Source organism: Tahibacter caeni, assembly GCF_024609805.1.
Classification (GTDB): Bacteria; Pseudomonadota; Gammaproteobacteria; order Xanthomonadales; family Rhodanobacteraceae; genus Tahibacter; species Tahibacter caeni.
This window is the reverse complement of sequence record NZ_JANFVR010000200.1, coordinates 1-8966: the sequence shown is the minus strand read 5'-3', so window position 1 is coordinate 8966 and position 8966 is coordinate 1. Positions and strand designations below refer to the sequence as shown.

The 8966-nt window shown below is 67.8% G+C and carries 8 protein-coding genes; 6 read left to right on the top strand and 2 right to left on the bottom strand.

The genetic code is table 11. The features are described 5' to 3' along the window. Together NON22_RS15830 and NON22_RS15825 are read right to left on the bottom strand one after the other, a co-directional pair. The coding region (locus NON22_RS15830) for a septum site-determining protein MinC (protein ID WP_484600506.1) at positions 1-424 on the bottom strand (424 nt) is incomplete at its 3' end. A gap of 4 nt (positions 425-428) precedes the next feature. Beyond that, on the bottom strand, positions 429-1043 hold the full coding sequence (locus tag NON22_RS15825; protein ID WP_257387911.1) for a GNAT family N-acetyltransferase: 615 nt from the start codon (positions 1041-1043) through the stop codon (positions 429-431). Positions 1044-1393: 350 nt separating this feature from the next. On the opposite strand from NON22_RS15825, the gene NON22_RS15820 reads away from it, so the two are divergent. The 6 genes from NON22_RS15820 (at position 1394) to NON22_RS15795 (ending at position 8777) form a co-directional block, all read left to right on the top strand. After that, positions 1394-2569 carry a sensor histidine kinase gene (locus NON22_RS15820; protein WP_306673848.1) on the top strand — a complete coding sequence of 392 codons (1176 nt, stop codon included), beginning with the start codon at positions 1394-1396 and terminating at the stop codon, positions 2567-2569. Continuing rightward, complete coding sequence (locus NON22_RS15815; protein ID WP_257387910.1) at positions 2566-3207, top strand: response regulator; 642 nt, start codon at positions 2566-2568, stop codon at positions 3205-3207. Before NON22_RS15820 ends, NON22_RS15815 begins: the two co-directional genes overlap by 4 nt. A gap of 463 nt (positions 3208-3670) precedes the next feature. Further along, a complete protein-coding gene (locus NON22_RS15810; protein ID WP_257387909.1) occupies positions 3671-4897 on the top strand; it encodes an SRPBCC family protein in 1227 nt (408 codons plus the stop codon). A 325-nt stretch (positions 4898-5222) separates the two neighbouring features. After that, complete coding sequence (locus tag NON22_RS15805; RefSeq protein WP_257387908.1) at positions 5223-6161, top strand: ABC transporter ATP-binding protein; 939 nt, start codon at positions 5223-5225, stop codon at positions 6159-6161. Then, a complete protein-coding gene (locus NON22_RS15800; protein ID WP_257387907.1) occupies positions 6158-6892 on the top strand; it encodes an ABC transporter permease subunit in 735 nt (244 codons plus the stop codon). Before NON22_RS15805 ends, NON22_RS15800 begins: the two co-directional genes overlap by 4 nt. Positions 6893-6905: 13 nt before the next feature. Next, entirely contained in the window at positions 6906-8777 is a 1872-nt protein-coding gene (locus NON22_RS15795) for a Gldg family protein (protein WP_257387906.1), read from the top strand. The last annotated feature ends 189 nt before the right edge of the window (positions 8778-8966 follow it).

The window sequence follows — 8966 nt, the reverse complement described above, 5'->3', positions numbered from 1 at the left end:
GCGCGCTGGGCGGGGGCGGTGTGGCCCGGGCCGGCGCTGCGGCGACGGGCTCGACGCTCGGCTGCGGCGTGTCGGCCGCGCTCTCGTAGGCCGCGCGGAACTTCGCGAATAGCGGCAGATCCAGCTCGCGCGCGAGCGCCTCGTTCTCGCTGGTGCCGTAGGCCAGTCCCACGGGCAGCATGCCGCTCGCGCGTATCGTCGCGAGTACCGCGCGCACGCGCGCGGCGTCGGGCAGCTGCGGCAGATGGCTCAGGTCCAGCACGACCGGCGCGCGCTGGAACAGCTGCGGCGCGGTGTCGAGCTTCTGCTTGAGCTCCTGCGCCAGCGTCGCGTCGTCGAGGCTCTTGAGGCGCAGGTTGGCGATACCGACCTGGCCGAACTTCAGTTCACCCACCGGTTCGAAATTGGGCAGCGGACGCGCCATGCGCTCAGATTCCGCCGGCGGCGCGCCGCGGTGAAACCGGTCCCGGGCGCTTGCGCTGGGCCAGCCAGGGCTGGTTCGGCAGCTGGCCCGTGGCGCCTTCGAGATAGGTCGCGCGGACGAAGTCGAAGCTCGGCAGGTTCTTGGCCAGCAGGCTCACGCGCTTGTCCAGGCCCGGCATGATCTGCTGGCCGACTTCCTGGAAGCCGTAGGTGCCGTGGAACAGCACCGAGACGTCGTCGCGCGGTTCGAGGAACACCTCGCAGGACAGCACCGGCACGCGCACTTCGGCGAAGCTCGTCGCGTCGGCGTAGAACACGCGGCCGAGGCCCAGGCCGCGATAGGGCTTGGCGATCACGATGCGGTCGATGTAGACGAAGGCCGGATAACGCTCGCGAAACCAGCGGTAGTTCGGACTGTCGTAGTCGCTGCTTTCGCGCATCGCCATCAGGAAACCGGCGACATGGCCGTCGACGTCGGCGATGCGGAAATAGTCCGCATTGTCGAAAAACCAGCGGATTCGCGTCGAATCCAGGGCAAGGATGGTCGGGCCGGCGGCGTTGTTCAGTGCAAGGACGGAATCCAGCTCGTGCTCGCGCACGTCGCGGATGGCGATGGCCATTCGTTGCTCCAGCGGTATTGCGGGGCGGCCTACCGATGGCGCCCGCGGATTGTGCGAGTATCGCATGGGCCTGCGGCACTGGCCATGATGCGACGCGCAAGCGCCGGGCGGCGGAAACGGGTTCCGGCCCGGCGCCGACGACGGGCCGCGGCGCCGGCGGCGCGTTTCGCCGCCGGCCGGCGCGGCATGCCGGACGTTCATGGCCGAGCGGCGGGCCGCCGCGGCGGCCGCGATGCGGACCCCTACCGGAAGTCACGCGCCGGCGTATCCGGCGACCGTTAACTCAAATCTCACGCCTGCCGGCGACGCCTGACTTCGTACAGGTACGCCGGCGGGCCCGGCCGCCTATCATGCGCACCATGCAGATTGCCCAGATCAACCACATCCGGCTGATGCGCTATGCCGGCCTGTTCACCTATCTGTCTGCCGGCATGCCGCTGCTGCGCTACGAGAGCCTCGTCACCGAGCTCCTGGCCGACCAGCGGCCGCTGTGGCACCTGTCGGCCTGGGTGTTCTGCTACGTCGTGTTCGGCATCGTGTTCTGGCTGCTGCTGCTCAAGCTCGGCAGCCGCCGCTACGTGCCGCTGAAGCTCGTGCTGCTGGCCGTGCTCGTCGCGCTGGCCGTCGCGATCGGCTGGTACAGCCAGAGCGGGCTCAGCGCGATGCTGCTCGTCGTGCAGTCGATGCTGCTGCCGTGGCTCATGCCGTTCCGCGTCGCGCTGATCTGCATGGTCGTGCAGAACTACGTGCTCGTACCGGTGTTCGCGAGCAATCCGGGCTGGTCCATCGGCGACGCCGTGCTGCAGTCCAGCCTCTATCTGGGCATTTCCGCGCTGGTTTTCTTCACCTCGCTGATTGCCAAGCAGCAGGGCGAGGCGCGCGACGAGCAGCGCCGGCTCAATTCCGAGCTGCGCGCGACGCGCGCGCTGCTGGCCGAATCCAGCCGCATTTCCGAACGTCTGCGCATCGCGCGCGAGCTGCACGACCTGGTCGGCCATCACCTGACCGCGCTGAGCCTGAACCTCGAAGTCGCGAGCCACCTCGTGCAGCAGCCGGCGCAGGAGCACGTGCGCAAGGCGCAGTCGGTGGCCAAGCTGCTGCTCAGCGATGTGCGCGAAGTCGTCAGCCAGATGCGCGAAGACGACCGCATCGACCTGACCCAGGCCCTGAACACCCTGATCGAAGGCGTGCCGCAGCTCGACATACGGCTGGAGCTGCCGCCGCGCTTCGGCGTCGACGACCCGCACCGCGCCCAGGTGCTGTTGCGCTGCGCCCAGGAAATCATCACCAATACCGTGCGCCATTCCGGCGCGCGCACCTTGTGGCTGCAGTTCGAGCATGCGGACGGCGAAGTCGTCATGCATGCGCGCGACGACGGACGCGGCAGCGACAATCTCAAGCCGGGCAACGGCCTGGTCGGCATGCGTGAGCGCCTGGCGCAGTTCGGCGGGCGCATGGACATCACTACGGCAAGGGACCGGGGCTTCTCCCTCGACGCCTGGCTGCCTCTGGAGACTACTGCATGATTTCGGTACTGCTGGTCGACGATCAGACCCTGGTGCGGCAAGGCATACGCAGCCTGCTCGAACTGTCGGACGACATCCGCGTCATCGCCGAGGCCGCCGACGGCGCCCAGGCGGTCGAGCTGATCCCGCAGCAGAAGCCCGACGTCGTGCTGCTCGACCTGCGCATGCCCGGCATGAGCGGCATCGACGTGCTCAACAGTCTGGCCCAGTCCAACCAGCTGCCGGCGACCATCATCCTGACGACGTTCGACGACGACCAGCTCGTGCTGGCCGGACTCAAGGCCGGCGCGCGCGGCTATCTGCTCAAGGACGTTTCGCTCGACCAGCTAGTCGACGCGGTCAAGACCGTCGCCGCGGGCGGTTCGCTCGTCGCGCCGGTCGTGACCCAGCGCCTCCTCTCGGGACTGGAGCGCATGCACAACGAGTTCGTGAGCCTGGACCGGCCCGATCCGCTGACCGAGCGTGAGACCGAGATCCTGCGCCTGATGGCCGGCGGTTACAGCAACAAGGAAATTGCCAATTCGCTCGGCGTGGCCGAGGGCACGGTCAAGAACCACGTGTCCAACATCCTGTCCAAGCTCGGCGTGCGCGACCGCACGCGCGCGGTGCTCAAGGCCTTCGAGCTCGGCATCGTCTGAGCCGGTAGCGGCGCCGATCACCGTGTCGGCCGGACTCGACCGCCGGCGCGCGCCGTCGATCGTCCGCGAGAGGCCGCTTGCCGTGCGGACCGTCGAGTCCGCCACCCCCGGACTGCGCCCGGCATGCCGCGGCTCCGTACGAGCGGCACCTCCGCGTTGCGCTGCTTGCGGGCCGGCGGCCGGCCGTCCCGAAAGCAGCGGCGCGGCCGCCGTCGGACGGTCCCCGCAACACCCTTTTGTAACAAGGAATTACGATTCGGCACCAGGCCGTTCGCGGTGTCGTCAAGCGGCCCGGCGGATGGGATTCAGGTAATAGCCATCGTGGTCCGGAGCAAGTACCATGCGCGACTCGGCGGACCGGTCGGCGCTGCAGCAGCGCGCGTCGGTTTCGTCCGTTCCCGACCTTGCAACAGCAGCGGCGGTCCGTGGACCGACCGGCGGATTAGTCCTGGAGACTTCTGGAATGACGCGTATTCTTGAGTTCATTGTGGCCGCGATCATCGTGTTCGCGCTGGCCGTCATTATTGGACTGGCGCTGCCGTCGTCCGGTCACATCGAACGCTCCGTCGAGATCAGCCACAACGGCCGCCACATCGCCGACATGCTCAGCAATTTCCGCCGCTTCCCGGAATGGGGCGTGGTGCGCATGCTCGACAGCAAGACCCAGTTCACGCTCGAAGGCCCGAACTACGGCAACGGCGCCAAGATCAACTGGACCAGCGCCAAGCCCAGCCCGGGCAACGGCAGCTTCGAGATTGCCGACAAGCAGGGCGACACCAGCATCGTCTGGAAGGTGGCCAACGCGTGGAAGGGCGAGAACAAGCGCTACACGATCACGCTCGAGCCGCAGAAGAACGGCCGCATCACCAAGGTCAGCTGGGCCTATGACGTCGACTACGGCTGGGACCTCGTCGCGCGCTACTCGGGCCTGTACATCAACGGCGACCCGGCGACCCACATCCAGATGAACCTGGCCAGCCTGCAGCAGCAGATGGCCGCGATCCCGAACGTCGACTACACCCCGTACGAAGTCTTCGTCGCCGACGTGCCGGCGCAGCCGCAGCTCGTCGTCGCGACCAGCGCGCCGCGCAGCCTCGACGACGTCGCCGCCGCGACCGACAAGGCGCTGCAGGAAATCCACGCGGTCATGAAGAAGCAGAACCTCACGGCCGTCGGCCCGCGCTACACCACGACGGTGGAGTGGGGCGACGAGAACTACGTGTTCGACGTCGGCCTGCCGGTCAGCAGCGCCACGCTGAAGATCGACGGCAAGGACTACACGATCGGACCGGCGGTCCCGCCGAGCGTCGCCGACCAGGCCGCGACCGAAGAAGGTGCCGAGCCGGCTGAGCCGGCACCGGGCCAGATCGACCGCAAGGGCAACCTCGTCGTCGCCGGCCCTGTCGTCGCCCGCAACGGCTATACGGGCAAGGCGCTCGTCACGACGTGGATGGGCAGTCCGGCCGGCCTGCCGCTGACGCGCCTCGCGCTGAAGGCCTATGCGATGTCGATGGGCTACCGCTTCAACGAAAACACGAACCGCTATTTCGACGTGATGCTGACCGATCCGGCCACCGTCGCCGACGACGAGCAGCAGTTCAAGGTCTACCTGCCGATCAGCGACGACGTCGCCGCGAACGAGCCGGCGGCGCAGCCGGCCGAAACGCCGGCGCCGGCCCCCGCGCAGTAAGCGCGGCGCCGGGCGCGAACCTCGCGCCGGCAGCGACTCCGAAGACCCCGCGGCCCGTCCGCGGGGTCTTTATTTTGGTTCTTCGCCCATCCGGGCGGGTGCCGCACGCCGTTGCACCGCACGGCCGCGCCCGCCGGGAACTTTCGCGCGGCTTTGCGGTACATTCCGACGCGTTCCCGTCCGCCCGCTGCTGCGTCCCGTACGCCGGCGTCGCGCGGACGACCGCGCCGGCCCCGAGCCGGTCCACGCTACCGTCGCTGACCCGCGCGCCGATCCGCGCGGCGCGGGACAGCGGTCGGCATTTCAGACCTACGGTGACGAGACGATGATAGAAACCTCAGAACTCACCAGACGCTACGGCCAGTTCACGGCCGTCGACGGCATTTCGTTCAAGGTCGAGCCGGGCCAGGTGCTCGGCTTCCTCGGTCCGAACGGCGCCGGCAAGTCCACGACGATGAAGATGATCGCCGGCTTTCTCGCGCCGACCGCCGGCAGCGCGAAGGTCTGCGGCTACGACGTGGAGAGCCAGCCGATCCAGGCCAAGCGCTCGCTGGGCTATCTGCCCGAGGGCGCGCCGAGCTACGGCGAAATGACGCCGCGCGCGTTTCTCGAATTCATCGCCGACCTGCGCGGCCTGAGCGGCGAGCGCCGCAAGCAGCGCATCGACGACGTGATCGGCCGGCTGCAGCTCGAGGCCGTGCTGGCCCAGCCGATCGATACCTTGTCCAAGGGCTTCAAGCGCCGCGTCGGCCTGGCCCAGGCCATTCTGCACGATCCTCCGGCGCTGATCCTCGACGAGCCGACCGACGGCCTCGATCCGAACCAGAAGCACGAGGTCCGCGCGCTGATCAACGCGATGTCGGCCGAGAAGATCATCGTCATTTCCACGCACATCCTCGAGGAAGTGCATGCGGTCTGCACGCGCGCGGTCATCATCGCCGGCGGCCGCCTGCTCGCCGATTCCACGCCGGCCGAGCTCGAAGCGCGTTCGCGCTACCACGGCGCGGTCTCGCTGATCGCCGTCAACACCGGCGCGGCGCGCGAGGCGCTGGCCCGCGTCGCCGACATCGACAGCATCGAGATCGATCCGCAGGACCACCGCATCACCGCGATACCGAAGAAGGGCCGCGCGATCTTCGTGCCGATCAGCGAGGTGCTGAAGAACCAGGGGGTCGAAATCAGCCAGCTGCAGCTCGAAGCCGGCCGCCTCGACGAGGTGTTCCGCAGCATCACCCAGCCGCACGCCACGGAGGCCCGCGCATGAATCCGGTAAGGACCGTCTTCCGCCGCGAGCTCGCGAGCTATTTCGCGACGCCGGTGGCCTACGTCTTCATCGTCATCTTCCTGATCCTGGCCGGCGCGCTGACCTTCTACTACGGCGAGTTCTATGAACGCGGCCGCGCCGACCTGCAGCCGTTCTTCGGCTTCCATCCCTGGCTCTACCTGTTCCTCGTGCCGGCGATCGCGATGCGGCTCTGGGCCGAGGAGCGCAAGAGCGGCACGATCGAGCTGCTGCTGACCCTGCCGATCACGATGTGGCAGGCGGTGTTCGCGAAGTTCCTCGCGGCCTGGGCCTTCGTCGGCATCGCGCTCGCGCTGACCTTCCCGATCTGGATCACGGTCAACTATCTCGGCGATCCCGACAACGGCGTCATCGTCGCGAGCTACCTCGGCAGCCTGCTGATGGCCGGCGCATTCCTCGCGATCGGCTCGTGCCTGTCGGCGGCCACGCGCAACCAGGTCGTCGCGTTCATCCTGACCGTGGTGATCTGCTTCCTGCTGCTGATGGCCGGCTTCCCGCTGGTGCTCGGCTTCTTCCAGTCCTTCCTGCCGCAGGGCGTCGTCGACGCGATCGCGGGCCTGAGCCTGTTCACGCATTTCCAGGCGATTTCCAAGGGCGTGATCGATCTGCGCGACCTGATCTATTTCGGGCTGACCATCGCCGCGTGGCTCTACGCGACGGCGATCGTGATCGATCTGAAGAAGGCCGACTGAGGAGGGAACCGCCATGGCATTCAATCGCAAGACCCTGACCGGCAGCGCGCTGCTGATCCTCGCCGCGCTGTTCGTCGCGGTGATCCTCGTCAGCAACCTGCTGTTCCGCGGCGCACGCGTCGACCTGACCGAGAACGATCTCTACACCTTGTCGCCCGGCACGCGCAGCCTGCTCGGCAAGCTCGACGAGCCGATCCAGCTGACCCTGTACTTCTCCGACCGCGGCACGGCCGACACCGACAACCTCAGCGCGCGCGCACTGCGCGCCTATTACCCGCGCGTGCGCGAGCTGCTGGAGGAGATCGCGGCGCGCTCGGCCGGCAAGGTGCATCTGAAGGTCGTCGACCCGGTCGCCTATTCCGAGGACGAGGACAACGCCGTCGCGGCCGGCATCCAGGGCCTGCCGTTCGGTCCGGCCGGCGAAAGCGTGTTCCTCGGCCTCTACGGCAGCAATTCCACGAACGGCGAAGCCAAGATCCCGCTGTTCGACCCGGGCCGCGAGAACCTCGCCGAATACGACATCGCGAAGCTGATCCACGATCTCGCGTCGAACAAGAAGCCGGCAGTCGGCTTCATCAGCAGCCTGCCGATGGCCATGGGCTTCGATCCGGCCACGCGGCAGATGCGCGAGCCCTGGGCCATCTACGGCGAGCTCGGCCAGTTCTTCGACGTGCGCCAGCTCAGTGCGACGGCGCTCAAGCGCATCGACGACGACATCAAGGTCGTCGTGCTCGTCCATCCGAAGGAGCTCGGCGACGACACGCTCTACGCGCTCGACCAGTTCGTGCTGCGCGGCGGCCATCTGCTCGTGTTCGTCGATCCCGAGGCCGAACAGGACCAGTCCGGCGCCGATCCGCAGAACCCGCAGGCGGCGATGCTGGCCGACAAATCCTCGGACCTGTCCCGGCTGTTCAAGGCCTGGGGGCTGGAATACGCGCGCGACAAGGTCGTGCTCGACCGCGCCCATGCACTGCAGATCAGCATCGCGCAGAACGCGCCGCCGGTGCGCCACCCGGCCATCCTCGGCTTCGTGCGCAAGGATCTCAGCAGCGACGACGTGATCACGGCCAACCTCGACTCGATCAACATGTCGACCGTGGGCTATCTGGAGCTGGCCAAGGAAACGACGTCCAAGCTGGTGCCGCTGATCCAGTCCTCGGACCAGTCCATGAGCGTGCCGTCGGAACGGCTGAAGTTCCTCAGCGATCCGTCGAGCCTGCTGGCCGACTTCGTGCCGACCGGCCAGCCGTTCGTGCTCGCCGCGCGGCTGGAAGGCCAGTTCAAGACCGCGTTCCCCGAACGCAAGGACGAAGGCCACCTGGCGCAAGCCAGGGAGAAGAACGCCGTCGTCGTGTTCGCCGACACCGACATCCTCAGCGACCGGCTCTGGGCCGAAGTGCAGAACTTCTTCGGCCAGAAGGTGCTGAACGCGTTCGCCAACAACGGCGATCTCGTCATCAATGCGGTGGACAACCTTGCCGGCGATTCGGACCTGATCTCGATCCGCGGCCGCGCGACCTCGCAGCGGCCGTTCACGAAGGTCGCCGAGCTCAAGCGCCAGGCCGACGACAGCTTCCGGCGCAAGGAAAAGCAGCTGCAGCAGGAACTCAGCGACACCGAGCGCAAGCTGACCGAGCTGCAGAGCGCGAAGAGCCAGGACCAGGCGATGGTGCTGTCGGCCGAGCAGAGGGCCGAGCTCGACAACTTCCTCAAGCGCAAGGTCGAGATCCGCAAGCAGCTGCGCGAAGTGCGCCGCCAGCTCGACGCCGACATCGAATCGCTCGGCACGCGGCTGAAGTTCATCAACATCCTGCTCGTGCCGCTGCTGCTGATCGTCGCGGCGCTGGGTTTCGTCGGCTGGAAGGCAAGGCGCGCGAAGCGCTGAGCGGCGTCCCGGTCGCGCGCGCCGCCGCCGTGCCGGTGCGGCGCGCGCGATCCGCAGCGACACGGACATCGAAAGGATCTTCTTCGGGGACCAAGACATGAACCATATGAATTCCCGCACCGTCGTCGGCCTCGGCATCGCCGCGGCCGCGGGGGGGGGGGGCGGCGGCCGCCGCCGCCCGGCGCCCCA

Coding starts and splice junctions, on each gene's coding strand:
- NON22_RS15825 (WP_257387911.1), bottom strand. CDS start 1,043: ATGGCCATCGCCATCCGCGACGTGCGCGAGCACGAGCTGGATTCCGTC.
- NON22_RS15820 (WP_306673848.1), top strand. CDS start 1,394: ATGCGCACCATGCAGATTGCCCAGATCAACCACATCCGGCTGATGCGC.
- NON22_RS15815 (WP_257387910.1), top strand. CDS start 2,566: ATGATTTCGGTACTGCTGGTCGACGATCAGACCCTGGTGCGGCAAGGC.
- NON22_RS15810 (WP_257387909.1), top strand. CDS start 3,671: ATGACGCGTATTCTTGAGTTCATTGTGGCCGCGATCATCGTGTTCGCG.
- NON22_RS15805 (WP_257387908.1), top strand. CDS start 5,223: ATGATAGAAACCTCAGAACTCACCAGACGCTACGGCCAGTTCACGGCC.
- NON22_RS15800 (WP_257387907.1), top strand. CDS start 6,158: ATGAATCCGGTAAGGACCGTCTTCCGCCGCGAGCTCGCGAGCTATTTC.
- NON22_RS15795 (WP_257387906.1), top strand. CDS start 6,906: ATGGCATTCAATCGCAAGACCCTGACCGGCAGCGCGCTGCTGATCCTC.